Annotated in this window: 20 protein-coding genes; 6 read left to right on the top strand and 14 right to left on the bottom strand. The window is 66.7% G+C overall.

Going from position 1 to position 26,595, the window contains the following annotated elements; all coding sequences use genetic code 11:
* Positions 1-36: 36 nt before the first annotated feature.
* The 8 genes from ABZY45_RS32630 to ABZY45_RS32595 form a co-directional block, all read right to left on the bottom strand.
* Complete coding sequence (locus ABZY45_RS32630) at positions 37-1,005, bottom strand: DUF4357 domain-containing protein (RefSeq protein ID WP_356745874.1); 969 nt, start codon at positions 1,003-1,005, stop codon at positions 37-39.
* Complete coding sequence (locus ABZY45_RS32625) at positions 1,005-2,369, bottom strand: restriction endonuclease subunit S (RefSeq protein ID WP_356745873.1); 1,365 nt, start codon at positions 2,367-2,369, stop codon at positions 1,005-1,007. The genes ABZY45_RS32630 and ABZY45_RS32625 overlap by 1 nt, the downstream gene beginning before the upstream one ends.
* On the bottom strand, positions 2,366-5,182 hold the full coding sequence (locus tag ABZY45_RS32620) for a DEAD/DEAH box helicase family protein (protein ID WP_356745872.1): 2,817 nt from the start codon (positions 5,180-5,182) through the stop codon (positions 2,366-2,368). Before ABZY45_RS32620 ends, ABZY45_RS32625 begins: the two co-directional genes overlap by 4 nt.
* A gap of 1,186 nt (positions 5,183-6,368) precedes the next feature.
* The gene (locus ABZY45_RS32615; RefSeq protein ID WP_356745871.1) at positions 6,369-6,977 is read right to left on the bottom strand and encodes an IS3 family transposase; all 609 of its coding nucleotides are present in this window, start codon (positions 6,975-6,977) and stop codon (positions 6,369-6,371) included.
* 30 nt (positions 6,978-7,007) lie between these two features.
* Positions 7,008-8,213, bottom strand: coding sequence for a restriction endonuclease (locus tag ABZY45_RS32610; protein WP_356745870.1), 1,206 nt, complete (start codon positions 8,211-8,213; stop codon positions 7,008-7,010).
* On the bottom strand, positions 8,210-10,450 hold the full coding sequence (locus tag ABZY45_RS32605) for an AAA family ATPase (RefSeq protein ID WP_356745869.1): 2,241 nt from the start codon (positions 10,448-10,450) through the stop codon (positions 8,210-8,212). Before ABZY45_RS32605 ends, ABZY45_RS32610 begins: the two co-directional genes overlap by 4 nt.
* Before the next feature lie 211 nt (positions 10,451-10,661).
* A complete protein-coding gene (locus ABZY45_RS32600) occupies positions 10,662-11,234 on the bottom strand; it encodes a hypothetical protein (RefSeq protein ID WP_356745868.1) in 573 nt (190 codons plus the stop codon).
* A gap of 272 nt (positions 11,235-11,506) precedes the next feature.
* A complete protein-coding gene (locus ABZY45_RS32595) occupies positions 11,507-11,959 on the bottom strand; it encodes a peptidoglycan-binding domain-containing protein (RefSeq protein ID WP_356745867.1) in 453 nt (150 codons plus the stop codon).
* Positions 11,960-13,590: 1,631 nt separating this feature from the next.
* On the opposite strand from ABZY45_RS32595, the gene ABZY45_RS32590 reads away from it, so the two are divergent.
* Both ABZY45_RS32590 and ABZY45_RS32585 read left to right on the top strand, forming a co-directional pair.
* Complete coding sequence (locus ABZY45_RS32590; RefSeq protein WP_356745866.1) at positions 13,591-15,585, top strand: N-6 DNA methylase; 1,995 nt, start codon at positions 13,591-13,593, stop codon at positions 15,583-15,585.
* 53 nt (positions 15,586-15,638) lie between these two features.
* Positions 15,639-15,878, top strand: coding sequence for a hypothetical protein (locus tag ABZY45_RS32585; protein WP_356745865.1), 240 nt, complete (start codon positions 15,639-15,641; stop codon positions 15,876-15,878).
* Between the two features lie 155 nt (positions 15,879-16,033).
* Here ABZY45_RS32585 and ABZY45_RS32580 read toward each other — a convergent pair whose 3' ends face one another.
* From ABZY45_RS32580 to ABZY45_RS32565, 4 genes are all read right to left on the bottom strand, one after another.
* On the bottom strand, positions 16,034-16,414 hold the full coding sequence (locus ABZY45_RS32580) for a DUF6009 family protein (protein ID WP_356745864.1): 381 nt from the start codon (positions 16,412-16,414) through the stop codon (positions 16,034-16,036).
* 133 nt (positions 16,415-16,547) lie between these two features.
* Entirely contained in the window at positions 16,548-18,095 is a 1,548-nt protein-coding gene (locus ABZY45_RS32575) for a phage/plasmid primase, P4 family (RefSeq protein ID WP_356745863.1), read from the bottom strand.
* Entirely contained in the window at positions 18,092-19,108 is a 1,017-nt protein-coding gene (locus ABZY45_RS32570) for a bifunctional DNA primase/polymerase (protein ID WP_356745926.1), read from the bottom strand. The genes ABZY45_RS32575 and ABZY45_RS32570 overlap by 4 nt, the downstream gene beginning before the upstream one ends.
* 1,302 nt (positions 19,109-20,410) lie before the next feature.
* The gene (locus ABZY45_RS32565) at positions 20,411-21,403 is read right to left on the bottom strand and encodes an aminoglycoside phosphotransferase family protein (protein ID WP_356745862.1); all 993 of its coding nucleotides are present in this window, start codon (positions 21,401-21,403) and stop codon (positions 20,411-20,413) included.
* 320 nt (positions 21,404-21,723) lie between these two features.
* Here ABZY45_RS32565 and ABZY45_RS32560 point away from each other — a divergent pair, with 320 nt between their 5' ends.
* The 4 genes from ABZY45_RS32560 (at position 21,724) to ABZY45_RS32545 (ending at position 25,227) form a co-directional block, all read left to right on the top strand.
* Positions 21,724-22,347 carry a hypothetical protein gene (locus ABZY45_RS32560; RefSeq protein ID WP_356745861.1) on the top strand — a complete coding sequence of 208 codons (624 nt, stop codon included), beginning with the start codon at positions 21,724-21,726 and terminating at the stop codon, positions 22,345-22,347.
* A 317-nt stretch (positions 22,348-22,664) separates the two neighbouring features.
* Entirely contained in the window at positions 22,665-23,414 is a 750-nt protein-coding gene (locus tag ABZY45_RS32555; protein WP_356745860.1) for an ATP-binding cassette domain-containing protein, read from the top strand.
* A 215-nt stretch (positions 23,415-23,629) separates the two neighbouring features.
* Entirely contained in the window at positions 23,630-24,646 is a 1,017-nt protein-coding gene (locus tag ABZY45_RS32550; protein WP_356745859.1) for a hypothetical protein, read from the top strand.
* Positions 24,643-25,227, top strand: a complete 585-nt coding sequence (locus tag ABZY45_RS32545; protein ID WP_356745858.1) for a hypothetical protein — start codon at positions 24,643-24,645, stop codon at positions 25,225-25,227. The genes ABZY45_RS32550 and ABZY45_RS32545 overlap by 4 nt, the downstream gene beginning before the upstream one ends.
* On the opposite strand, the gene ABZY45_RS32540 is transcribed toward ABZY45_RS32545, so the two are convergent.
* Both ABZY45_RS32540 and ABZY45_RS32535 read right to left on the bottom strand, forming a co-directional pair.
* A complete protein-coding gene (locus tag ABZY45_RS32540; RefSeq protein ID WP_356745857.1) occupies positions 25,220-26,119 on the bottom strand; it encodes a hypothetical protein in 900 nt (299 codons plus the stop codon). The genes ABZY45_RS32545 and ABZY45_RS32540 overlap by 8 nt on opposite strands.
* Positions 26,080-26,586: a hypothetical protein gene (locus tag ABZY45_RS32535; protein ID WP_356745856.1), complete on the bottom strand. Its 507-nt coding sequence runs from the start codon at positions 26,584-26,586 to the stop codon at positions 26,080-26,082. The genes ABZY45_RS32540 and ABZY45_RS32535 overlap by 40 nt, the downstream gene beginning before the upstream one ends.
* Positions 26,587-26,595: the final 9 nt, after the last annotated feature.

The following is a 26,595-nucleotide window of genomic DNA, read 5'->3' as shown; positions in this document are numbered from 1 at the left end:
CGTACGCCCTGCAAGATGAGTAGATTTCTGGGCCGGTCAGCTCGGGCTGCCGGACTCCCAGAAGGCGTAAGTGACGTTGTCCTTGGTGATCCAGCTGATCCGCCCGTTCATGGACACCCGTCCAGCGATGACCGCTCCGGCGGCTGACGGGGAACCGAACACGACGTCACGGGTCAGACGTGCGGTCCCGTCCGGGCCGACGGCGATCGATCCGTCCGCGACCAGGTCCCGGTGCTGGCCCTGACGAACCTTGTACTGCTTTGCCGACGAAGCCTTGTAGTTGGGGCGGTCCGGCATCTCCGCAGCCACCTCAGAGCCGGCCAGAACCGTGAACTCCCCGTCGACGACTTGCGCCTGAGCACCGGGCATCTGCAACAGGCGGAACACAGGGGAGTCCTCCGCCGCAGGGTCCTGCTCGGACTCGGTGACTGGTAGCGGGTCACCAGACCCAGCAGGCACAGTCTGCGCGGCGTCGGGAGCACCGACAGCCGGGCGAGTAGCCCTGCCACGCAGCACGTCCACGCCCAGGACCGGCAGCAGGATCTCCAGCTGACGGACGAACTCCTCCATGTCCGAAGCGTCCGCCTCGGGCAGGTCCGCACCGCCGGTGGGCTCGTTGCCGTTCTCCAGCGGCACCCGGCTGATCGCCTTGGCCATGCCGATCAGCTTCGACTCCAGCCAGCGCACGTGCGCGCTGGTCAGGTTGGAGTCCTTCGAGGCGATGACCACGACCTCCGACCAGAAGTCCTTGTTCTGGTCGTGCGAGCTCAGCCGCTTGGCGACGTTGTCCGACTGCCCGATGTACGCCTTGGTCTTCCCGGTCTCCTCGTCCTCACCCAACAGGATGTAGACGCCGGTCTTCTGCGCCTCCTTGCGCTCCCGGATACGCGCCAGGTCCTTGCGGGCCCCCTTGAGGAGCTGCCCGGTCCACGTCATGATCTCCGCGGTCGTCAGACCACCGGCCTTGCCGTCCACCAGGAACAGACGCACCTGCTTGCCCGCCATCAGAACAGCACACCTTCAGGAGCCTCAGTCTCGATGGTTTCAGCGGCGATCTCTTCGATCCGCTCGGCATCGGAGGCCGAGCCGGTCAGTCTGCCGGAGAAAGCGGCTGCCAGGAGCGAACGACGAAGGGATGCCGCTCGACGACGGGCAATGGCGATGTGCTGCGCTTGGAGGTCGAACTGGGAGAGCCTGCCCTCAGTCGTTGCGACGATTCGCTGCTGGTCTGCGAACGGAGCAAGCGGAATCATGACCTGCCGCAATTTCCTCACGCTAAGAGTGTGGAGTCCGTTTGAGGAACTTGAGACGCGAGACAGATACTCCCGGACCTTCGGGGAGTTCCAAACCAAGCCGAGGTACCTGGGATCGATTTCGTCTAGAGGACGCACTCGGATCAGGTGGTTCTGATGCACGGCGTCGGGAATGCTCCCGTCCCAGACAGCTGCACGGCCGATCTGGTCGGGACTGCCGTTCCCCTCGACAACCAGCAAGTCCCCTTTACAGAGGCGGTACTTATCGATCTCACCCTCGAAGAGCTCGACCTGGTGAACTTCGGTCAGGTCAAGCCCCGTCGAGGTCACGTTCGCCACCCGCAAGAAAGGGAATTTATTCAGCACAGGGTGGCGCTTGGCTTGCTTCTGGATACCACCCTGAATCGCTGCGACTTCAGGCAGAGCCACAGTCCGCCACCCTTCGGGGCTGTCCGCGGGAGATGCGGTGGCATCGTGCTCACCTTGCCGGGCAGGGAAAAACGCGTCGTTGAGCAGAGCGCGGCGAAGCGACCCAAGACGTCGCTCTGCAGCGTCGAGATAGTCGACGCCCGCGTCGAGGCGGGAGATATAGTCCTCCAGCACTTCAACGATCCGCTGCTGCTCGGGCAGCGGGAAGACCGGAACCTTCAGCCCAAGGAAGCGGTCCTTGGTGAGGTTGAGGCCGCTATCACTGATGCCGGTCTTCATGCCGTCGATAACTCGCTGGGCATCAGGGCTGAGCAGGTAGAGCTCGAGGAAACGGGGGTCCATGAGATCCGGCTTCGGGCGGAAGCGGTACATCTTGCCCGACAAAATATTCTTCTCGCGGGTTGCGCGCACGTAGGTAGGAACGCCACAGCGCCCGCGCGGGCCAGCGCAGGTCATGAGTATGTCTCCGGCCTTCACTTCAAGGTGCGGGCGCGGTTGAAGAGTGGCGGGCAGGTTCTTGTTCTCGTGGTCGAGGAACTTTCCAGCCTGGATGGCCGTGGTCTTCAGAACTCCCCAGTGGTCCGGCTCCGCGGGTTGCCGGTCACACTGCGGGCTCCAACCCTGCTGGACCTTTTCGCTTTTTTTCTTACCAATCAGGACGTCGTCCAGTGTGGCCCATGTCGTCACGCGGTCAACTCCTTGTTCAGCGTCTCCAGCAGTTCACCGGCCTGGTCGCCCAGGTCGCGCAGGGCGCCGTCGATGCCGCCGCGCTCGTCGAACGGGGCACCGTCGAGCTGGTCGACGTCGATCCCAGCCGAGGAGGCGATCACGTCCGCCACGTTGTCCAGCCACCACTTCTGTGTCTCGGTGAAGACGATGCCGGCCTGCTCCTGCTGCCGTAGCCAGCCCTGGTACCGCTCGTTGACCTTGTCCGCGTACGGCACCAACTCGTCGTCACCCGTAAGGGTAAAGCGCAGCAGGGACACCAGGTCCGTGACCTGGGCCTTTGTGTTCGGCCGGACCCGGCCTTTCTCCACCTGCTCGTAGGCCTCCCACAGCCGCTGCGGGGTCCACTGGTGCGGCGGACGGGCGATCCGGTCGGCCAGTTCCTTAATCTGGGCGAACGTGCTCCCGGCAGGCTTGGTACCGGATTCCTCGGCCTGCTGCAGGGCCTGGATCGCGGAGATCTCGCTGCGGTGCTCGTCCAGGTAGACGCGCCAGTCCGTGACGATCTCGCGGGCCTTGTCCTCGGCGCCGACGCCGTATGCCTCGAGCAGGGTGTCGGGGTTGGTGTCGTCGATGATCTGGTCGTGCTGGCGGCGTAGCTCCATGATGCGCGTCCGCAGCTCGGGGTTGGACGCCAGCGGGGTGATGGCCTTCTCGAGCAGGTCGTCGACCACCTGTTGAGGGTCCGCGCCTTCGCCGGCAGCAGCGATGGCTTCGGCCTGCTGCTCGGGGTCGCAGGCCTCGACTAGCTTCTTGACGATTTTCTCGAGGGGTTGTCCGGCGACCCTGTCGAGTTCAGCCCGCTCGGCAGAGGTGACCTGGAGCTCCAGGGCTGCCAGGCGGGAGGCCAGGGTTGCGGTCTCGTCCTCGGTGATCGTGAGGCTTGCGGCCTTGCCCAGGAGCTTTTCCAGGCTGATGCCCTTCTTGCGCATCAGCGGCGGATCCACGAAGTCGTGCTCGGTGACGCCGATGGCGTCGACGATGACGAACCTCGTCTTCTCCCGTGCAACCGGGCTCGTCTGGGAGTCGGGGGTGACGGCCTGGAAGTCGGGCTTGGGCATCGTGCGCGCCCCGCGGCCCTTCATCTGCTCGAAGTACTGCGCCGAGCGGACGTCGCGCATGAAGAACACGCACTCCAGTGGCTTGACGTCGGTACCGGTGGCGATCATGTCCACCGTGACCGCGATCCGCAGCCTCGCGGAGGAGCGGAAGGCCTGCAGGTGGCCTTCAGGGTCCTTGGCCTGGTAGGTGATTTTTGCGGCGAAGTCGTTGCCCTTGCCGAAGACCTGCCGCACCTGGGTGACGACCTCCTCGGCGTGGGCGTCGTCCTTGCAGAAGATGAGCGTCTTAGGGACCGTGGTGCGGCCGGGGAAGATCTCGGTGAACAGCCGGTCGCGGAAGGTCTCCAGGACGGTGCGGATCTGGTTGGGGTTCTGCACCGCCCGGTCCAGCTGGCTCTTCTTGTACTCGACGTCCTCGTCGACGGCCTCGATGCGCTGGATGCGGGTGCGGCGGTCGACCTTGGGCACGAACGTGCCAGCCTCGATCTTCGCCCCGTTCTCCGAGACCTCCGTCTTGATGCGGTAGATGTCGAAGTCCACGTTCACGCAGTCGGCCACCGATTCGGTGTATGTGTACTGCGAGACGAGGTTCTGGCGGAAGAACGCGAACGTCTGCTTGCCCGGCGTGGCCGTCAGCCCCAGGATGTGGGCGTCGAAGTACTCCAGGACGCCCTTCCACACCCCGTAGATGGAGCGGTGGGCCTCGTCCACGATCACCAGGTCGAACGACTCCGGCGGCATGTCCTTGTTGTAGGCGATCTCCACCGGGGCGTCCGGCACGAAGCGGTCCAGCGCCGGGTCATCGCCCTCGGGGATCTCCTTGCCGCGCAGCACGGAATAGACGCGCTGAATTGTGGAGATCACCACGTTCGAGGACTCCAGCATGCCCAGACCAGTTAGGCGCTGGACCGAGTACAGCTCGGTGAACTTCCGGCCGTCGTCGGGCGTCTCGTAGTTGCTGAACTCAGCAGCGGTCTGCTTGGCCAGGTTGTTGCGGTCCACCAGGAACAGCACTCGCTTGAACCCTGCATGCTTGAGCAGTCGGTAGGACAGGGTCACGGCGGTGTGAGTTTTGCCCGCACCGGTGGCCATCTGGATCAGCGACCGGTCTGCACGCTGGGCCGCCAGCGATGCCTCGGTCTTGGAGATCGCTTCGGTCTGCGCGGGCCTCAGCCGTTCCACGTTCAGTGCCGGCATGCGCCGCACCTTTGCTCGCCAGGTCGGAAAGGCGGGATCATCCTGGGCTTCCCGAATTATTCGCGCGAGGGTGGCCGGCTTGGGGAAGTTGAAGACCTTCCGGGCACGAGGCTCGGGGTCATAGCCGTTGGTGAAATGAGTTTCCGACCCGGAGGCCTCAAACACGAACGGGATGCGATCACCCACCGTGTGCGCACGCTTGCGATGTTCCGGCGGCAGGCCGGTGGCGTACATCGCCGACTGCCACTCCACGCCTGACAGGGTCGTGCCCTGCGGTTTGGCCTCGATAACCCCGACGACCTTCTTTTCCACGTACAGCAGGTAGTCGACCCGGCCGTGGCCCGGTGCCATGACGACCTCGCGCACCGCGACGCCGTGCACGCCGAGCTCGCCCGCGAACAGGTTCATCGCCTTGCGGCCCTGTACCGCCCAACCTGCGGCAGTCAGCTGCTGGTCGATGAGGGCACGTGCGCGGGCCTCCGCCGGGAGGCGGGAATCGTGATCCTTGCTGTTCATGGCTTCCTCAGCATGAGTGTCGGAAGTGTTGCCCACTGAACGCCGGGCTCGCGCGGGCTAAGGCCCGCGGGGGAGGCCTGAGGTTGTGATGGAAGAGTCATGAGGCGGTGGACGGTGGACTGTTGCGCCCGGTCAGGAACCTGCTTCAAGAGCCGCTCGGTTACCCGGTGTCCCGAGTGTGATCGTCCCGTCTCGGTCGTCCGCTCAATACGGTCCTGACGCTCGCCGTACATCCCGCAACCGTCTCTCGTCCCCTGCGCTGACTCTGCTTCAGGTCAGCGCGCCGTGTCCTTGAGGGTAGTGCAGGGGGGTGACACAAGCGGCATGTCTGATCATCCTGCCACCGTCCCCTGCCAGTTCAGACCGAAGGCCGGACGTCGTGATCCAGGCAGAGCCAGTTCGGACGCCCCTCGCCCGCCGATGACGGACACCCTCTAAGTGTGGTAACGGACTTCCGCAAGCGAACCCCACTCCCCCGTCGACCTGTGTTCGAAGCGCCCTCTCACGCGTGCCACCAGGCCTCGGGACTGCGGCGGGCTGGGTGGGAGCTAGGTCCGTTACCACACTTAAAGTCCTGGTCTCCGGTGATGGCATGCGCAAGGCGGACGGCACCGCGATGCTCGTGGAGGTTGAGCGTGGTCGCCCCGATCCTCCGTTTTCGCAGACGCCGCTCGGAACGAAACCTCCGCTGCCAACCCGCCCTGTGCTGGCCAGAACGATCCGTTGGGCATCAGCACCGTCAACAGCGTGAAGAGCAAGAAGAGGCGGAGCGACCTGGTGGAGTAGTTGCGGCTTGCTACAACAATGGTGAGTAATCGGGGCCTGAGGAACATCCGTGTCAGATCGTGCGCTAAGCGCTCGTCGGCCCTGGTGGGGGCTCACGGGGTGCCGGTTGTTGGACCGCGCTAGAGATTTCAGTGCGCGACGCTCTGAGCTGGGCATTGAAATCTTTCGTGCGGTGACCTACGCCACACTCGCCGCGCGACAGATTTCACTATCCGCCCCCAGAGTCGTCAGGGCCCAAGGGGTTGTTCACTCAGGGTGACTGAGTACGGCAAGCAAGGGACACCTCCAGAAGGCTCAGGTCTCTACGCATCGGACGACCTCGCCTCCGGAGGCACATCGGAGGGCGACCGCCCCCTCCTCTGAGCTTGTTCCGCTTTGACGGACACCTTTGGTGTGGTGGTCAGGCTGCGAGTGCGGTCTCGTACTCGGCGGGGCTGAGGTAGCCGAGGCCGCTGTGCAGTCGGTGCAAGTTGTACCAGCCTTCGATGAAGTCGAAGATCGCTGTGCGGGCGGCGGCCCGGCTGGGCCAGGCGGAGGTGCCGAGCAGTTCGCGTTTGATGGTTGAGAAGAACGACTCGGCGAGCGCGTTGTCCCAGCATGGACCGGTGCGGCCGACCGACAGTCGGATCCCGAACTTGGCTGCCAGGACGGCGAATTGCTGACTGGTGTATTGACAGCCGCGATCCGAATGGAAGATCACGGGATGGGTGGGGCGACGCTGCTGGCAGGCGGATTTCAGCGCGTCGGCCACCAGATCGGCCCGCAGATGATCGGCGGTTGCCCAGCCGACCACACGCCGGGAGGCGATGTCGATGACCGTGGCCAGATAGAGCCAGCCCTCATCGGTCGGGACATCTGTGATGTCGCCGCACCAGCGGGCATCAAGCCCGGTGCGGTAGGGGCGGAAGTCCCGGACGATGAGGTCGGGACGCAAGGCAGCCCTGGGATCGGGGATCATGGTCACGTGCCGTCGTCGGCGGTATCGGCCCTGCAGCCCGGCGGCCCGCATCAGTCGTGCGACACGACGGCGGCCGCACCCTCATTCCTCGAGGGCCTTCGCAGTCCTCACGGCCAGGGCATCGATCTGGGCCAGTAGTCCTGCGGGCGGTTCGTTCAGGTTCAAGGCGTGGGCAGTGATCGTGACGGACGATCTGCGGATCACGTGGTCGATGGGAGCTGTGCCCGGAGTCGTGGCCGCGTAGACGAGGTGGCCGTGGGTGATGCCCAGGGCGGTGCAGTAGGCCAGAAGTTGGTAGAGATGCTCCCGGGATGCCTTGCCCTCCAAGGACGTGTACTTCGCGTCCACCACCGAGACCGGGCGGCCCTGGCGGTAGAGGACCAGGTCGGGGCGTATGGATGTCCGGCCGGCCTTGTCCAGGGGGTGGGCGTCCTGAGGTGCGCAACGGATGCCGTGGCGGGCCGCTACCGCACTGAGGGTCATGGTCAGGAAGCGTTCGAAGACTCTCGGCAGGTCGAGCAGAAATCCGTCCGCCACAACCGGTGCCCCTCCCTCCTGCTGTATCGAGCGGCCGGTCAGGAGAAGTTCGGCCAGTCGCAGGGCCTGGCTGTAACGGGCGTTCAGGCGAGTCGGGGTCCAGGCGGGAAGTGGTTCCCCGGGATAAGGGCGCCGAACGCCGTGAAGCCGGTCGGCGAGGTGGCGCAGGGTCAGGCGCGTCGGCTGGGGGACGCCCGGCAGGTAGGCGGCCAGGTTCAGGGCGGCCAGCAGGATGCGGTTCTCGGGGATGTCCGGGGTGTGGTCGTCGTACCTGACCGAGATCGGCAGGGGCAGGCCGGTACGACGGAGCTGAGCTGTGGCACGGATGCTTCCCCTGATCAGGGGAAGGTCCTCCTCCACTTCGCGGTAGCCGTGCAGGACGCCTGCTTCCAGGGTGCGGCGGGCAGTGCGGGCCAGCAGGTCGGCGAGGGCGGGGAGAAGGTCGTCCGTCGTGGCCGCGGTGACCGGTTCCGGGCGCCAGGGGTCGGTGGAGGAGTAGGAGAGGAGGAAGAGGAGGTCTCTGATGCCGAGTTTGGGGCGCAGATGGAGATGGATCGCATCGCCTGATCTCGTGCGCAGCCGGACGGTGCCCACCTTCTGGTTGCCCCGCACGGTCCAGAGCCCGCTGGGTGTCGGGGTCAGCCGTACCAGGTCCGGCACGGCGACCAGGGCCGCCACCTGGTCGCCCGTCAGTTTGTGCAGGGTGCCGCGGCCGGTCTCCTGGACGGTGAGCGTGAGGTCGGAGGTCACGACTCGAGGGCCGAGGGCGACGAGTCGGCCGGCTTGTCCTGCGGCGGGACACCTTGGGACGGGAGACCGGCCGGCGGATCCGACGCCGGCGGGTCCGACTGCGACACGGCCGCACTCAGGGACTCCAGGCCGTACTCCGCCTCGACGTCGACGCCCGTGCCGTGGAGCTGGTCCTCCAGCAGCGGCAGGATCTGGGTGCGCCAGATGAGGTCCAGGCCCCCGGGGCGGACTGCGGCGGGTTTCATCAGATACGACGGGCCGATAGCTCGGTCCGCCTCCCCGAGACGGTCGTTGAGTGCGTCCAGCAGGCGGGCCGGGGTGTCCGAGTGACCTCGGGCATGCAGCCAGCGGGCCAGCAGGCCCTGCACCGGCGGCTTCTCAGGGGAGAGCCGGCGGAAGGCGAACCGGCGGCGCATCGCCGCGTCGACCAGAGCGATCGAGCGGTCAGCCGTGTTCATCGTGCCGATGAGGAAAAGATTGGCGGGCAGGTGGAACGGGTCGTGAGGGCTGTACTGCGTGGTGACGGGCTCCTCGCGGTACTCCAGCAGGAAGTACAGCTCGCCGAAGACCTTGGCCAGGTTGGCCCGGTTGATCTCGTCGATGATCAGGACGTACGGATTGGCCGGGTCCTTCCGTGCTCGCTCGGACAGCAGCTTGAACGGGCCCGGCAGTACGTCGAACACGACCGACCCGCCGTCGCCGCGCACCGGACGGAAGCCCTCGAAGAAGTCCTCGTAGGTGTAAGAGGGGTGGAACTGGATGAGTTCCACCCGGTCCGGGCCCGCCAGATGCCTGGCCAGGGCACGGGCGAGGTGGGTCTTGCCGGTGCCGGGCGGACCGTGCAGCACCAGCTGCAGCTGCTCCTGGAGCTGCTCGGCTGTCTCCCGCAGCCACTCCAACGGCATGAGCAGTTCGTCCGCGAGTTCCTGGGTGACCTGCGGCAGTTCGAGGCGCTTGGTGACGTCGACGTCCACGAGCTCCTCGGCGATCACAGCCTCCAGGCCGGCACGTTCCGCGAGTTCGGCGGCCACGCTGCTGATGTCGTACACGGTCGGCGGCAGCGGAAGCCGCGCCTGGACCTTCTCGGGGAGGCCGGCACGGACGAGGGGGCGCTCGGCGGTGGCCCAGCGCACCGGGCGCCGGCGGGCGTTGTCGAGGCCGTCGGAGGCGTCGTACGTCGGTGGGCCCTGGAGGGTGCCGACGTGCACCTCGTCCGCCGTAACGGTGACGATCAGGTCCCCCGGCTGCATGACGGTCAGGAAGACATGGAGCTGGTAGGCGGCTGCCGCGCGCATCTGGGCGGTGGCCTCGGGCATGGCCTCGGCGACCGCCCGCCGGACCTGCTCCTTATTGGCGCCGGCGGGAATCTCCGGGATCTCCCGCCAGGAAACCGAGCAGTAGCCCTGGCCGAGCCAGGCCGGAATGAAGTCGTGCCCGTCCACGTTGTGGCCACGGACCAGCCAGCCACGCTGCTCATGCTGCACGGCTCCCTTGCGCCAGCGTCCGACCCAGGGCTCGTCGTAGAAGTCGACGGCTTGGCCTGTCTGGGCCTCGAGGGCTCTGCTGAGCGTCAGCAGGTCCTTGTCGTCGTTGCCGGTCGGGTCGGGGAGATCCTCTGCGAACGCTTCTAGGATCTGGTGCTTGTGGTGGCCACTGGCGATGGGCTGGAAGTGCTCGGGGAAGAGCGTGAAGAGCAGTACGTGGATCTGGGCGCGGCCCTTCTTGTGGCCGACCGAGTCCTGGATCTCGAAGCAGAGGGCCCGGAACCGCCAGGGGTCTTCGAGCAGTGCCTGCCGCTCCACAGGCTCCGTCCCGGCGAGCCGTTCCACGAGGAGGACCAAGACCTGGAACTGCGCCCACCGGTAGTTGAGGAAGCCCTGCCCACCGTGGAGGAAGCCCTTCAGGGCGGGTGTCATGTCCGGCGGCACATGCACGGAGCGGCCGGCCCAGGACAGGACCTCGTGGAGGAGCTGGAGTTTCTTCTTGAGGCCGATCTGTTCGGGAACCAGCGGGGCCATGTTCACGAGGAGCAGCTCGGCAGCGAGGACGATCGTCTCGTCAGGAGCCTCGGCGAGCTGGCGGCTCAGCTTGACGACAAAGGTGTCCGACGATTCGTCAGGCCGGTCGACGAAGCGGGCGCGCAGATCGGACGCGGTCGCCCGATTCCAGGCGGCCAGTTCCGGGTCGAAGGCGGACTTCCCGCTCAGTAATCCTTCGCGGAAGACCCGTTGCAGCACCGCCGCGACCTCAGCGCCATCCGGCCGTCTTGCCACAGCTCGCCCCCACCCTCGTGCGTTTCCCGAAGTACCCACCCTAGTGAGAGGGGCAAGCCTGCGTCATGACAAGGAGCGGTCCTCTCCCACCTCTGCTGTACGACCGCCGAGAATTCCCGATCTCGCCTCTCGCCGGCTTCAGCACGGTGCCGGCCCGGGGCAGAGAACACGCGGCTCACCCCGCGAGTGCCGCACGCGCCTTCTGCAACTGCTCCACGCCCACCGTCCCGGTGTCCGGCAGGCCCGCGCTCTCCCACGCACCCTGGGCCCGGGCCACGACGCCTCCGGCGTCGTCCAGCAGGACCTTCTTCGCCATGTTCACCGAGATCGCGCCATCACCCAGGTCGACGATGTGGGCGAGCATGCGCACGTTGTGCTGCCGGTTGCCGGCCTTCTCCTCGTTGTACCGGTAGACCAGCACCCACCGGCCGACAAGGGAGCGGGCCCGTTCAATGAGCTGCCGACCGCGGTCGGTCTCCTCCTGCTCGGTACGGATGTTCTCCGCGTCGCCGGACGGCGGACGCAGGGTGAGCAGGCCACGGCGGCTGGTCTCCTCGATCTCGACCTTCTCCAGGAAGGCAACGAACGTCTTGGCGCTCTCCAGCCGGTCGACGTCCTGCGCCGCCTGCTTGGCGATCATGTGCAGGTCGACGGTGAGCGTCTGCACACGGCGGCCCCATGAGGCTTCCTCACCGGGCGGGCAGGGGCCGGCGGCCTGGGCGGCGGCGATCACGAGGCTGTAGTCCACTCCCCCATCATCTCGCCCGGGTCTGTCAGACGAACGGCGCTACCACCGATTACGGGCCAGAGCCGGACATTTTACAGTCCCTCGCATGGAGGTCTCGTACATGTAGAGGCCGGTGCTGGAGAGCTTCTCGGCGGGCACCGGCCTCCAGGCGCGTCGGTCCACGTCACCCAGCTTCCTGTCCCGGATGGCTGAATGGCGTCCGTAGTCGCCTCTTCACCGACCAGCGTCAAGCGAGGCCCTGACCACTGCCCACAGACGCTGCTCGGGAGCCGCTACCAGTTGGTGATGTAGAAGCAGGACCACTGACCGAGGCTGCCGCTGTACTGGAAGGCCCACTTGATGTTCGTCCGCGTTTCCTTGCCGTACCCGCCGTCAGTGCCGATGCCTTCCTGCCCCTGAGCGTAGACAAGAGCGTTCTTGGTGTTGGTGCCGAAGAGCCCGTCGGTGCTCAGACTGCGGCCGTAGCATTTGTTCAGCGTGATCTGCAGAGCCTTGACCTCGGGTCCACTGGCTCCCTGGTACATCTGGCAGTCCACGTTGTTGTTGTAGGCAGGAATGCTCGCGTGATAGCCGGAGTTGGAGATCGTCTTGCCGACGGTGTCGTTGCAGTAGCCGGCGTAGGCAGCTGCGGGTGTCGCGGTGACCATCCCGATGCCGGCGGCGGAGAGCGCGACTGCCGCAGCGGAGGCACCGGCCTGGGCGCGCAGTGCGCGGAGCTTCTTCATACTTCCCCCTGGATTCCGTAGCGTGGACGCTTCCCCTGAAGTCGTCCATATGCCAGCTGTTGAATTGGAAGGTCGAGCGGACCCCGAGACCTTTCAGGGTCGTGAGCCCTTGTCGTACGTCTTGAACGGTCCTTGTTGAGACCCGCTCGGGGCGGGTGGAACGGCTGCTGCACAGGGACGCGGTTGAAGATCCGCCCATCTCCCCCCGTAGCCGCTGCCTCGGATGCCGCCATGAGCTGCCATCTCCCGTCATCAAGATCCAAGCCTGGCGGTTTTGTCTTCGCCTTGGTCGGCCCCTGGTCACCACCGACGTGGTCGATCAGCCAGCCTCGATCGGGGCTCTGCCAAGCGGGGTTCAGAGCCGCTGGGACGGAACGTGGACCGTCCAGGTTCGTGACGTTCCTGTCGCGCCTGGTGAAGCCAACTGTTGCTCGTCCGGCCAGCGCCCGGCCACCCCCTTGCGGCTGAGTGCAAAAGCGCAGCTGGAGGGGGAGAACAAGCTGCTCCACTACCACCCGCCCCTACCATGTCGGCCGTCGCGCGGCAGTCCGGCAGCCGCCAGGCGCGGGCGTACCTGGTTGGCCCAGGGCCGTTGCAGCAGATGAGCAGTGCCGGACCGCAGCAGCCCGAAAGCTGGGCGCGACCTCCGCCATCCGTGAAACGGCAAATCGCATCTGCGACATATCGCTCGTCGAGAATGCCAGCTCCGACAAGCACGCTCTGATCCCGCTGTCCTGGATGCACATCCAGGACAGCGGCGAGGGTCCGGCCAGATATGCGCAGCCGCCTCCAGCTCGCCCACCCTGGACCCCAGGAACGGGACCCTGGGCCGGAGCCAGCCGTGGCCTGAACACCAGTACACGACGCTCGGCCCCCTCGCTGATCAAGCGCCGACGCCCCTGCGGGTATCCGTTCCAGGGCCCTGCGGCAAGTCGTGCACGCGGGGGCACCGTCCGGCGCGCAGATCGACGCGGCGGGGTGGGCGGTGTGCGAGCCGACAGCGACGCCTCTAACTGAAGCCCCTTCAGAGCGAGCCTCGCCGCAAGTGGAGGAGATGGGTACTCAGAACACCTTTTGCAGCGGCAATCCAGGTGGATGGCGCACAATGAAGACATCGGGACAGCACTGTTGGATAAAGTGCGCATTCGCAGTGCTCACATGACCTACGAGGCTCGCGCTTCCTATTGTCCGGGGTGAAGGGCACGCCGAACGGCGGCCACGAGGGAGTTCACACCATGTCCATCGCTGACCACCAGGATCAGCTCCATTCCCAAGCTGAGATCGCCTTGTTGGCGGGCGTCTCGCGGGCGACCATCACGCAGTGGCGCCGGGCCCCCGGCTTTCCGCCTCCGGAGCGCGGCGGAGAGGCGGATCTGTTCCGTCGGGCCGACGTACTCGCCTGGTTGGACAAACGGCCAGTTCCCGGGCGCCTGCTGCAAGGAGATCCGAACGGCACCACGTACGGAACACGAGCCCGCAGGGCCCAGGCTGGGAGACCGCAGACCGTCGCTGACGCGCCCCAGCCCGTCGAGCCGGACACGCAGCCCGATCCACGTGACACGGACCGCGTACGTGAGCTCATGGGTCAACTGTGTGAACGGGTACGGGGAGCCGGCTCCCGGGTCGACTACGTGAACCTGCTTCTGTCACTGCACTTCCTGCGGCGGTTCAAGGGCCCTTACTGGAACGACGTAGTCACGATGTCCCGCACCGGTGAGGGGTCGGACGGCGCCGCCGCTCTCCTCAGGCACATCGCTGGAGGGCTCGACGAACACCTGCGGACCCGGGGCATGCGTCCGGCGATGCGTCAGTCGCTCGTGCGCCTGGAGCCTCGGTCGTACAACGATCTGCGCCACGTGGTGAGCCTGGTCGGCGAGCTCGGGCCCAGGGCGTTCGAGCTCATGCTGGACGAGTACGAGTTGCTGGCCGGTTTGGACAGTGGGGAGTTCTTCACTCCGCGTGCCGTGGCGGATCTCATGGTCCGTATCGCCGGGGAGAACACCGTGGGAGAAGCCCCGCTGAGCGTCTACGACCCGTACGCTCGGGGCGGAGAGTTGCTCGCCGCTGCGACCACCTGGTGTGCGGAGCAGGGCGCGGCTCCGCACCGGATGCAGATCTGCGGAATCACTCACGGGCGGGACACGGCGCCCCTGGCGACCATGAACCTGACCCTTCACGGTGCTCGGCCCCGTGTGCTTGTCTCCCCCAGCGGGTCCCCCTGGAAGACGGCCACGGCCTTCTCAGGGCAGCAGTTCGCCCTTGTCCTCAGCAACCCCCCGTTCAACATGAGTGACTCCACCGGGGAGCCCCGCATCGAGGGCAGCTGGCCGTACGGGCCCCCTCCCCTGGGCAACGACAACCTCGCCTATGTGCAGCACGTGCTGAGCGCCCTGGAGGAAGGCGGCACCGCTGCGGTGATCATGCCCAACAAGGCGTGCAACTCCGCGAACGGGGCGGAGAAGGGCATTCGCCGGGCCATGGTGGAGCGTGGTGTGGTGAAGGCGGTCATTGCTCTGCCGGACCGCTTGTTCTCCCACACGTCCGTGCCCGTGTCGGCGTGGTTCCTGGTCCATCCGTCTCAGGCTCGTGACGACGTCCTGTTCCTGGACGCCCGGCAGGTGGGAACCACGAACCGGGGCAAGCGCACCCTCCGGAACGAGGATGTGCAAGACGTGATCGACGCCTATCGGTGCGCCGGGACCGATCAGGGAGGCAGGGAGCAGAGCTCGCCCGTACCGACCGCGGTCGTCAACAGGAAGACGGTCCAGGAACGGGACTGGTCGCTCAGCCCCATCGACCACATCAATGTGCACCGACCCCGACGTAGCTCCGCGGAGGCGGCCCGCGCGGAAGCCCTGTACGAACTGGAGCTCCGGAAGCGGGAGGTGTCGGCGGCGGACGTGGCCGCGGCCTCGGCGCTGGAGCAGCTGGAGCACGAGGACCTTCTGGGCGACGGCGCCCAGTGGGAGCGTGTGGCGCTGTCCGATCTGTGCGGGACCGGGACCAGGCCCTCCACGGGAGGGATCCAGGCAGGACCGTCCTACAGCTTGCTGAAGAAGCACATGACCAGCACCGGGGGCGTGCCGCTCGTCTTCCCCCAGAACCTGCGTGAGGGACGAATCGAGGTACTCGACGATGACCGGCAGGTGGCGGAAGGGCCGGCGCAGAGTATGGACCGCTTCCGGCTTCGGCCCGAGGACATTCTCTGTGTCCGGACGGGGGCCATGGGACCCCCGGCACTGGTACGAGACGTAGGGGTCGGCTGGCTGATGAGCGCCAACGTGATTCGGCTCAGGATGGACGGCAGACACCGCGCCCACGTCCACCCCGGCTATCTCGCGGCATATTTGGGGCGGCCCGAGTCTGTCGCGTGGGTGAGAGACCGGGCCACCGCGACCGGTGCGCCATCCATCAGTGCCGCCGCGCTGGGCAACCAGCCCGTGCTGCTCCCCCCATACGCGGAACAGCAGCGCGTCGTCGCGGTCCTCGACGCGCTGGATGCTCAAGCCATGGCCCACCGCCGCCTGGCTGCGGCGATCGCTCACACCCGAACAGCCGTTGCGGAGCACCTGATGACCTCAGCTTCCGACATCACCACGCAGCCGCAATCCGGTCGGCGTTCATGACACCCGGCCGTAGCGCCTCGCATCCACCCGCCTCCACTGATGAAGGACCCTCCGTGACTTCCCCGACCACGCCGTCTCCCGCACCGGCCTCGCACTCCCACACCTGGGCGCTCTGGCTACTGGTGATGGTCCTCTTCTCCACCGTCGTCGCCCTCGCCGTGATCACGCTGAAGCAGCACAGCGGCTCAGGACTCGCGGACGCGGTCCTGTCGGGCGGCACCGCCTTCGGATCGACGATGATCATCTGCCTCGGCGCGGTCGCCGGGATCAGGGAGCTGCGTCGCACACGGTGACCGTTGTGAGCGCGAGCCCACGGGCGGCAGTGGGGGGTAGTGCGAGACGACCAGGCCGGAAGCCCAGTAAAGCCGTCCACGATCGCGGCGGTCCTGGCGGCAGCGTCCTTCGCACCGGGTAGCTCCATGCCTTCACCCTGTGCGGTTGCCCTCTGTCAGGACGGCACTATCTGGTTTCTGAGCTTCCCCTGCGAACGGGGCGTCTTCTCCCCCACCCGCCGCGGCTCGATCGTCCGGGGGTCGACCGCCTCGCCCGGGGCGCCCTCCTTATAGAGGCCCTCGGGCTCGTTCGGCCTGTCGTGCGGCAGCAGGAAGAACGTGCGGCGCTGGAAGAGGCCGCTGTCGGGGTTGGCCTCGGCGTCCCTGTCGAGCTCCGCGTAGCCGACCATGCGTCCGTCACGGGCGTAGCGGGGCTTGCCACCGCGGCGGGCGCTCTTGTCGAGCGCCTGGCGGACGTAGTCGAGGTCGTCGAGGTCCTCCAGCCACACCACGTTCGCTTCGTGTTCGAGCTGGCTTTCGTGCAGCAGCGAGCTCATGGACGCAGCTCCTTGTCGGTGATGTGGCGGTACGGGTGGAAGGAGTTGTTCGGTACGGACCTGACAGTGCGGTGGTCTGGGACCTTCCCATGGTAAGAGGATGCCCAAATCTCTGGCAGAAAGCCTCGGTGGCTCATCGCTGTCCTCCTGCCGGTCCGTCAGAACGGACGATGTCGTCCGGCAGCAGCGCGAGGGCGGGGTAGTACTTCTTCCCGCTGGACTTCAGCATCTCGGCCGGGGACGCAAGCCCGATCTCCTGCCTGATACGGCCGGCGAAGGCTCGGGCGGTGTCCGCGCGGATCCCCTCCGAGCTGCACCAGCTGGTGTAGGTCCCGTAGAGAAGGCCCTGTTCGACACGCAGGTCCCCGGTGTCCTGCCCCTGGCGCATGCAGCACTCGCTCAGGAAGCGTCCGATGTGGTCCTCGGTGGTCTCGTACGCGGCAGTGGCCAGCCGTACGGAGGACGGGCCGGTCAGCGGGTCGCGGCTGGTGAGGTATCGAGTCGCGCCCTGGATGAGCCAGTGCAGGATGCCCGGGCCCTCCTCCTGGACGAGCTCGCCTGCCAGATTGTCGATCTTCCGGTCCGCGGCGACGACGCGCTCGAAGGGGATGAGGCGAATACGACGCCAGAACGCATGCCCTCCGGTCCCTACCTCTGGCTGGTGGTTTCCCAGCAGCCAGAGCTTGTGGGTCGGAGTGAAGCTGAAGTAGTCCTGCCGCATACGGCGGGCCTTGATCTTGTCTCCACCGGTGAGGAGCTTGACCCTGGCCTCGTCGAACTTGTCGTTGGGCTTGAGCTCGCTGCAGACGAAGATCCGGCGGCCGTGCAGCTCTGTCAGTTCCGTGGAGTGCTCGGCGAAGTTGCCCTTGTCCATGAGGAAGCCAGGTGGAGCCGCGTCGGCGTAGTCCCCCATGACCTGGATCATGACGTCCAGCAGGACGGACTTACCGTTGGCGCCCTTACCCCAGAGGAACGGCAGGACCTGCGCGCCGACGTCGCCGGTGATGGAGTACCCCAGGAGCAGGTGCAGGAAGTCGGTCATCTCCCGGCCCTTGGCGTCGGCACCGAAGGTGTCGTCCAAGAAGGCATGCCAGCGAGGGGTGGGCATGGCCTGGGGCGCCACCTGGGTGGCGCGGGAGTGCAGGTCCTTGAGCGGATCGGGCTTGTGCAGACGGCCGTTACGCAGATCGACCACGCCGGCCGGTGTGCACAGGGAATAAGCGTCCCCATCGAGGACGTCAGGGTCGAGACTGAGCGCTGGGGCGGCTTTCGCCTGGTGGAGCAGCGCCTTCATCCCGCTCGTGGACATGGTGCGCCGACGGTGCTGAGCGATCTCACGGTCGCTGAAGATGCCCCGGGGGTCGGAGGCGGACATCTGCTCCGCCATGTCGCCCGCGGCCCACAGGGCGGCCTTCTCGCCGCCGACCCGCTTCCACCGGAACTGGTCCCAGCTGTACCAGCCGAGGCCTTCGACATGGCGGAACTGGTCGCTGTAGAGCTGGGCGAAAAGCTTTGCGTTGCCACGGTCGGTGAGCATCGGGGGTAGCAGAGCCGGCGTATCGGCAGGGGCGGACGTCTGTACCTGCTGAGGGGGAACGTACGCGGGGGCAGCAGCTTCGAAGTCGAGCATCTGCTGAGCGGCGGCGGCCGCGTCGAAGCGGCTGTTCTCGGCGCTACTCATGCGAGTCCTTTGGGGTGGAACGGGCGACTGGCGCCTGCGGAAAGGGCTGCGTCGATGATCGTCTCACTACGGCGGGTCTGGTGGGGACGAGCATAGTGAGCGGCTTCTGTCAGCTCTTGACGGGCTTCAGCCTGGTTCAGATGGCCTGCTCCGGCGAGCCCTCCTGCCGTGTATGCCGCTCGGTTGAGTTTCTCCGTAAAGCCTGTCCCTTCGGCCTGGCCGGCACATTCACGAACGGTCTCGACAAGCGACTGCAAGAGCGCCTGCGCGCCGCCGGGCCTCGCCGGGCGGACCTGTCTGTGCGGCCGCGGACCGGGAACCGGGGAGGCCTGTATGACGTGGCCCGTGCGCCGCAGTTCGGCGGCCAGCCACGCGGGGAGGAGGGCGGGCTCCCGTACGGCCCCGAGGGGCGTGTAGACGCCCGCTGTGGTGCGGGTGGTGGGGGCCACGACGTATCCACCGTGGGCTCGTACGTCGACCTGCCAGGCGAGCGCGGTCCTGGGGCTGGATCCGGTGGAGGAGCGATAGCGGACCGCGGGCTCGGGGTTGACGTACCAGATGTGCAGCCCGCCGGACGGAGTACGGACACGCAGGGTCGTCTCGTCCTCGGCTGGATTGGGTTCCTGCCGGTAGGCAGCGAGAAGGGCCAGCGTGTCGAAACCTGAAGCGAGGCCGGCCAGATCGACCTGCTCCGGGATACGGATGCCCGGCAGGAGCCGATCGCGGGCCGGAACCTGCGCGGCGTGGGCGTCGACGTCCAGGACCACGAGATGCGCCGGTCCGCAGGACACACCGACGCCGGCCCGGGGCTCCCTCCCCCACCAGGCAGCGATGCGCGTGAGCTCGGTGGTCGCGCTGTGGAAGCCGTGACACCACAAGCCTCGTGCATGACAGGGGCAGTCCGAGGGCTCGTGGCTACGCGTGCGGCACTGCTCGCAGTTGGCCGCCGGCGTCTTGCGTCCCGGGGCCAGTGGGTGAACCGGCCACTGACGGCCTGCAAGCCAGCGGGCCACGTCCGCAGGTCGTGGCTGCTGCGCGACTCCGGACGAGGCGGTGTCGGCGGGGCGCTGCACTGTTCGTCGATCCGTTCCTCTTGTGTGGCCAGGCAGGGTCTCTCAGCTGAGTCCCGGACGTTTTACCTGGTCAGGTAGGACAGCGCGAGGGACTGAGGGACTGAAGGGACTGAGTTTCCCTTATAGCAGAGAGAGCCTAGCCGATAGGGGTGCCGCTCTGCGGGAGGCATGAGCACTTATCGAAAAATGAGTCCCTTCGGTCCCTCAGTCCCTGATGCCGGCCGCGGGTGGAGCTGTCGGTCCCTCAGGCAACCGCCTGAGGGACCGAAGGCCTGCAAGGGGCGGGGGACTGAACGGTCCCCTTTCAGTCCCGCAGGTGTTTATGCAGGTCAGAGCACTTGTGGGCGGTGACGGAGGGACTGAAGGGACTCATTTTCGTAGTTATCAGCGCACCAGGATATGAAGAGGTACCTCTTACGTACGCGTACATACGCACGCGCGCACGCAGCTGGAACAGGGAGTTTCGGTCCCTTCAGTCCCTTCGGTCCCGGAGCAGACTGCTCTGACCTGGCCTTTTGCGGAGGGACTGAACGAGGGAGGGACTGAACGAGTTGGGTCCCTCCCTCAGAGGGGCACTGCTCTGCGTCTAGTGCCGTCTACAGAGAGGGGGCGTGAAGGGGGGAGCACATAGGGGAGCGTGAGGCTGACGGCCGCCCCCCCCGTACGACAAACGCGCCCGCGCCGTCGCGAACCGGGAGAGGCCTCACGAACGCAGTGGGAACGATGAAGACCACTTGCTTGCGGGGCACCACGTGGGAAGGGTCAGCGCCCGCGCCTGGCAGGCGTTTTTTGTCCCTTTGACAGGCTCGACAGGTCAACCTTTTCGATGAGGCGGGAGCCCACTCGGCGTGAGCCACACAGCTCCAGATAGACCTTCCTGCCGGCACAACAGCCAGTGTGCGACCACTGGCGGAGGGCCAACTACCCATGGAGCCGACGGGGCGCCGGTGCCACACACAGGCTGCGGGCAACGCCAGGACCCCTGCGGGCCGGCACTACGACTCCGCTGCCTTCCGCGAGTGGCGGCGCTAAACGGACCGAGCCGACCATTCCGCACTGCGGGCGCAAGAAGATCATCGGACTTGGCACGGTTAGCTGGGTGGTCGAACAGTCCATGGCCCAGCTCCCCAGTTCAAACGCATCGCAGTCTGATGAAACCGCCACCTGCTCATGCGTGAAGATTTCGTCAAACTTGCCGCACGCCTTATCTCTTGGCGGAGCCTTGCCCTCAGCGTCCCCGGCTTAGGCCTTGAGCCAAGTGGCCCAGGTCGGCATGGTCTCGCGCATCGTGGCCATCGCGTTCACCGATTCCCTGAGTGTCTCAGCAAAGCCGGCTTGGTACTCCGGACTCCCGCCCCGGTGGCCGCAGGCCATCCACAGCTGCCAAGCTGCCACTCCCACCCGTCCGGCGAACATACCGGTGAACGCCGACTCATCGACCGTCCCTACTGCCCCTCCCGCAGCGACATACCCGGAGAGGCACGCTTCGACGATTCGGCGCTCCGGCATTTCCAGGCCGCGGTCGAAGCCGGCAAGATGGAAAGAGGTGGAGACCAGCTCCCACCACGGGTCCTGCGCCCCGGCGGCATCGAAGTCCAACAGGATTGGTCCGCCGGAGCTGGTCAGAATGTTCTGGTGCCGGATGTCGCGATGCATGACCAACTTGGATCGCCACAACTCCTGCTGATCTTCGATCATGACCTCGGCCCGCTCCACCGACAGCTTGAGGACGCGGACGTGCTCGGCACTGAGAACCTCGAGGTGTTCGGCCTGAGCGAACCACTCCTCCCACTCTTCCTGGGAGTACGACCGGTAGTCGCCATCGACGGTCGGGTCGGCTGGAATCGCGCACCGTGCAAGGTCAGCGACGAGCCCGCCGGCCCAGGCCGCCATCGGTTCCGACGTCGGCGCGGTCGGATGTGTGCCCTCTACGAAGCGCATCGCGCGGGCGTAGAACCCCTCCCCGATCGGTCGCCACAGACCAGCTTTTTCCAGAGTCGTCGATCGTGGCTCGGGCATCGCGACACCGATCTCCCACGCGGCGGCTTCAAGCGCACCTGCCTGGGCAGCCATGGGCAGCCAGAAGGCACCCCAGGGCTGGACGATCTTCACCACCCATGAGCCGGAGTCGGTAACGGCCTTCCACACCGGGCTCTGCTTGTCATTCTTGAGCAGCAGCGGGGCCTCCAGTAACTGCCCCAACCCGAGCCGCTCGGCCGCCTGCTCCAGGTTCATGGCCAGTCATTCAACCCGCCCGCCTCCCCAGCAGCAACCGGATTGGTCGCCCCATGGTCCGTGGAAAACGGCGGACCCGCGCGCACTTCGCGCCCCAGTGTGCGGTCCACGCGCGGGTTCTGGCCCCTCCAGCTCCAGGATTCCGCGAACCCGCAGGCTTCGGACGCCGACCATTTCAAACAGCTCAACGACACTCATGCACGCTGCCGGTGGCACCGCTTTCGCCGCGATCGGCCGACGCCTGGTCGAATGGGCCGGGCCTCACTGAATTGCCGGCCGACGCGGGGAACCGAGCGCTCGGGGCCGTACGTCTCCCGTGCATGCTGACCATCCTGGGGATTCTCTTCGCTGTCGCGCCCGCCGTTGTCTGGATGACGATCGCCCGCACTCGCTTCGTCGGCTTCGTGATCGGCGGCGCGCTGCTCGCAGGAGGCAGTCTGCTGGTCAGCGTTCAGCAGGGCTGGATGGATGCTCCCAGCCCCGACGCCCATCTGGTGTTCACGGTTCTTGCGCCTGTGCTCATCGCCTGCGGTGCGGGACTGGAAGGCCGGCACGAGGAGTCCCCTTCCCCGGAATGGATTCCCCGCCGCAACGGAGCGATCGGCTTCCTCGGGACGCAGTTCGCCCTCACGCTCGTGGTCGGCCTCCTGTACGCCCTGATGATCAGCGAAGGCGCGGACGCCCCGTCGTCGGAGGTCCTCCCTACATGGCCGCCAGGCATCACCTTGGTCGACGAAGGCACCAGCTGCGGTTCCGGCGGCTGCTATCGCATCGCGACGGTCACCAGCGAGGACGGTCTGTCCCACCTGGAAATCATCCGCGAACTGGGCCTCCAGCAGGAGAGCTGCCGCTCCAGCGGCTGGCTGCTCGACTGGCGTGACGTGTGCGTCGGAGCCAGGGACGCCGGCAAGAACGTCACCGTCTACGCCAGCTGGGGATACTGAAAGAGCGGATCGTCCTCCAGACACAGGTGGTACCGGAGAGCGGGATCTACGCGTGTGACTGCGGGGCGGGCCACACCACTGGAGCACCGATGTGAAAGGCCACCGCTTCCGCCCTGCCGGAAAGCCGCTCGGGGGTGCGTGGATGCTCCAGGCGGACACGCTCCCCGACTCCTGACACCCCAGGCACCTGACCCACTCTGGAGGGAACTTGAGCGTTTCGGTGCGATCGCTGATTGTTACCTACTGATCACATCTTCCCCGGCCTATCCCGCATACGGGATAGGCCGGGGACAGGCTCTGTCGATGAGGTTGTCTTCATGCCCTTGCACTACGAGTCATGTACGTTCCGCTACAACCGCAGAACGCCCCCTGTCATCGACAGACTCGATCTGAGGTTCTCGCCAGGCAACACCGTGCTCCTGGGCCCCAACGGGGCCGGCAAGAGCACGCTGCTCGCGCTTGCAGCGAGCGCGAGTGCCCCTCAGGAGGGGAAAGTCCGCTTCGGCGAGCTCTGGTCCACGAACAACAGGACTCTGCACGACTACCGGAGCAATGTTTCCTGGCTCCCTCAGCGGGCTTCGTTTCTTCCGGGGATGACGTGTCAGGAGCACGTCGCCTATGTCGGCTGGCTCAAGGGGCTGCGTGAGAGGGAAGCATGGCGTGCCGCCCCCGCAGCGATCGAGCGTGTCGGTCTGACGGCGAAGATCAAGGACAAGGTCGACACCCTGTCCGGTGGACAACAGCAGCGGCTGGCCATCGCGCAGGCATTGGTCCACGACGCGGAGCTCCTCCTGCTGGATGAGCCGACAGTCGGACTGGACCCCAGCCAGCGCCGCAGGTTCCACGACCTGCTCGTCGAACTCCGCGGAAGCGTGCATGTGATCGTCTCCACCCACGACATAGCCGACCTGGACCAGGCCTTCGACGAGGTCGTGGTCCTGGAGAACGGCATTCCGAGATTCCAGGGCCCCGTGGCGGAATTCGAGAGTCACGCCGACTCCGAAAGCGTTCCGGGACGCCGCCTGGAGAGCGCCTACTCAGCTCTGCTGGAAGCTGTGGAACAGTGATCTCACTCGGGAACCTGCGCGCGTCCTCCGCCCCCTGGCTGATCCTGCCGGCGCTTCTCTACATGGGAACTCTCGTCAGGGGCGACAACTTCTGGGGAGTACCCGACTACGGCCCGGCATCGGGCGAACTCGCCTCGTGGGGAATCACAGTGATCGCTCCGGCGGCAGCGGGAGCCGCAGCCTGGGAAGCCGGCCGCCAACGCAGCATGAAAGACATGCGGAAAGTCAGCTCACGAAGCACGGTCCGCCAGTGGTTCTGGGCGGCTCGGCCGGTCTTCGCACTTCATCTTCTTCTCGTTGCCGGGGCCCTCATCACGGCCAGGCTCACAGTCGGCGTCTGGCCGAGCGGCTCCGGCCTGTTCGCCGTCGGACACTTGCTGGTGCTCCCCATCTGCTGGATGGTGATCGGCTGGGTGGTAGGACTACTGGCTCCCCGCGCCGTAGCCGGGCTGGTGGCCGCGGTCGGCAGTTGGGCATGGCTGGCCATTCCACAGTCCATGAGCGCTCCGGCATGGCGCCACCTGGCAGGTTTCGTGACCGAGGGCTCCACGCTGACCGACACGCTGGACCCGCTCGTCTACCTCGTCCCATGGCTGGTCACAGCAGGACTCGCTGCAGCTGTCGTCCTGCTGACGGGCATCCGCCGCAGGCCTTGGCTGCTCGCGGTCAGCGTGGCAGTGCTCGCAGCCGCGATCGTCACCGGCCGCAGCCTCGTGTCCGGCTGGGGGTACAGCCCGCTGACGGATGCGCGTCTCGGCCACACCGTGTGCGTGGGCACGTCACCCGCGCTCTGCCTGCCCGAGGAGTACGAGGAGAAGGCCACCGACCTGCGCAGTGATTCCTTGCCTGCGCTGGAGGCACTGCGAGCCGCCGGAGTGCCCACCCCGCGAACGCTGCGCATGGCCTCTGACGACCTTGCCCTGAAATCGGGCACCTGGCCCCTGTACTGGTCGCCGGAAAGCTCTGCCCAGCAGTTCGAGTTCGACCTCGCGCGGTCGGCCGTCGTCGGCGTGGCCGCACTCCATGGCGTACGTGACTGCCAGCAGCCGTACCTGGCCGATACGTGGGCACTGCTGGTCGTAGGCGTGGGTGAGAAGGACGTGCAGGCGAGCGTTCCTCCCCAGGACTGGACACAGGTGCAGCGGATACGCGAGCTTCCGGCCGCGCAGCAGGCCGACTGGTTCACGAAGGCTGCTCTGGACCAGTCGCACTGCGTGGCAGGCCGGACGTGAAGCTCTACTTCTCCGTCGTACGACGCTGGTGGACCGTGCCCGCGGCACTCGTACTGCTCACCCTGGTCTGCTCGGTACTCGGTGGGACAGAAGTACCCGTCCCCGGCTTCCTGGGAGGCATGGTCAGCATGCGCGTCCAGTACTTCACACCCCTCCTGGTCATCGGAGCCGTCCTGTACTGCCTGGACCGCCGGCTCAATGCTCCGGAAATCACGGCAGTTGTGCGGGTGCATCGCTGGGACCTGACGGCCGTCACGGTAGGCGTGGCACTGTGCCACCTGCTCGGCCTCATCGTGGGCATGGACATCCCACGCAACCTGATGGTGCTTCTTGCCGTGGCCCTGATCGTCCGGAGACTCGGCAACGAGGCAGCAGCCGGCGCCGCCTGCCTGCTCCTCCTGCTGGTCAGCGCCAGCCTCGGCCGTGCCTACCAGCCCTCCGGGCAACCTACTGGCCAGTGGTGGGCTCTCACCCTCTACCCATCCGAGAGCCTGAGCGCGTGGACCGCAGCTGCCGTGCTGTTCGGATTGGGGCTGCTGGCAGCAGGCCAGAGCTTTTCGTCGACGCGCTCATTCAGGTGACCAGATCACCCGACACACATCGGACGAGAGCACTCCGCACGACACCTCCGCAGTCACCGTGGCCCATGCACGAAAGCTGAGCCAGAACCTGAGACTTGGAAACGCCTGTCTGGCGTATCGGCGCTGGCAGATGGCAGTTCGCTACGTGGGCGTCGCCCCTCGGTGTCCCGCCGCGGTTGGTGGGGTGGCGGCTCGGTTGAGGCAGCGGTCGAGGAGCGCGTGCATATGGGCTACAGGGAGGGAGGGGTTGGCTGCGGCGCCCTCTGCGGTGCGGGGGTCGGCGAGGAGGGTCTCCAGGGCTTCCGGTGTCAGGCGCGGGTTGGCGGCGGCGGCCCGGCGTACTGCCTCGTGGGCGTCGTCCACCGGGGGGTCGGTCAGGGCGGGATCGGCTGCGGCCAGGGCGCGTATTTGGGGATCCGGGTGGCCGATGAGGTGGGTCAGGCCGGTGCGCGGGAAGCCGGGCAGCGGCAGTAGGTCCGAACGGTGCTCCGGGCGGGTGACGAAGACGTCCAGGAGCAGGTAGGGCGGAGCCCAATGGGTGGTTGAAGGCCAGTCGGATCCGGACCTCCTCGTCGTCGTCCTGCGCGAGTGTCCCGACGAAAGCTGCGGGCAGGTCGGACCAGCTCGCAGCAACCCGGCGGAGCACCGGTTCCCCGGACACCGCGCAAGCGGCGAACCAGTCGGGCGACGGCACGCTGGCCGGGTCGGGGTCCGGCTCGGTGCACGGGCAGACGCATTCAGGACCGTGCCCGATGACCCGATCGATCACGTCGTACTCGACCCAGGTGCGGGGCAAGGGATGGAGGCGTACGCGCATCCGTACGTCCTCGTCCGGGTCCTCCCCCAGCTCCGTCACCAGCTCTGGTCCCAGATCGGGCCGGGCGGCGACCATCTCGCGGACCTTCGCCTCGGGATGCCGGGCGAGCCGGGCGACAGAGCACACCTGCCGAGCACGAACGGCCTGCTGCTCGGACGGATGGACGGCAGCTCGGCCTCCACCCGTTCCGGGGCCAGCTCCCAGTTCCTGTCCTGCTCCGCTTCACGGACCGAGGGGTCCGGATCGTCGAGCAGCCCTGCCTGCTGCGCCGGGGTGAGCGACTCCCACCGCCAAGTGGCCCGTATCCGGAGTGCAGGGTCCTCGTGGCCGGCCATGGAGCGGAAGAAGGACAGCGGCATCTGCCGGGACGAGTTGAACTCCCCGATGATCTCGTTCGCGGTGACCTTGCCGTCCTTGCCCCCGTCCTGAGTGTCAGGAGAGTGACGAGGATGTCGTCCGGCAGCGGCCGACCCGGCGGGGCCAGGGGCGGAGGTGGGGTTGGGGAGCCGCGCGCGGACGAGTCCCGACGGGTGCGTTGCCAAGGGGGCGAG

The organism is Streptomyces sp. NPDC006516 (genome assembly GCF_040611875.1).
Classification (GTDB): Bacteria; Actinomycetota; Actinomycetes; order Streptomycetales; family Streptomycetaceae; genus Streptomyces.
Note: the sequence above shows the minus strand (reverse complement) of the source record. Positions and strands in the feature narration are given on the sequence as shown.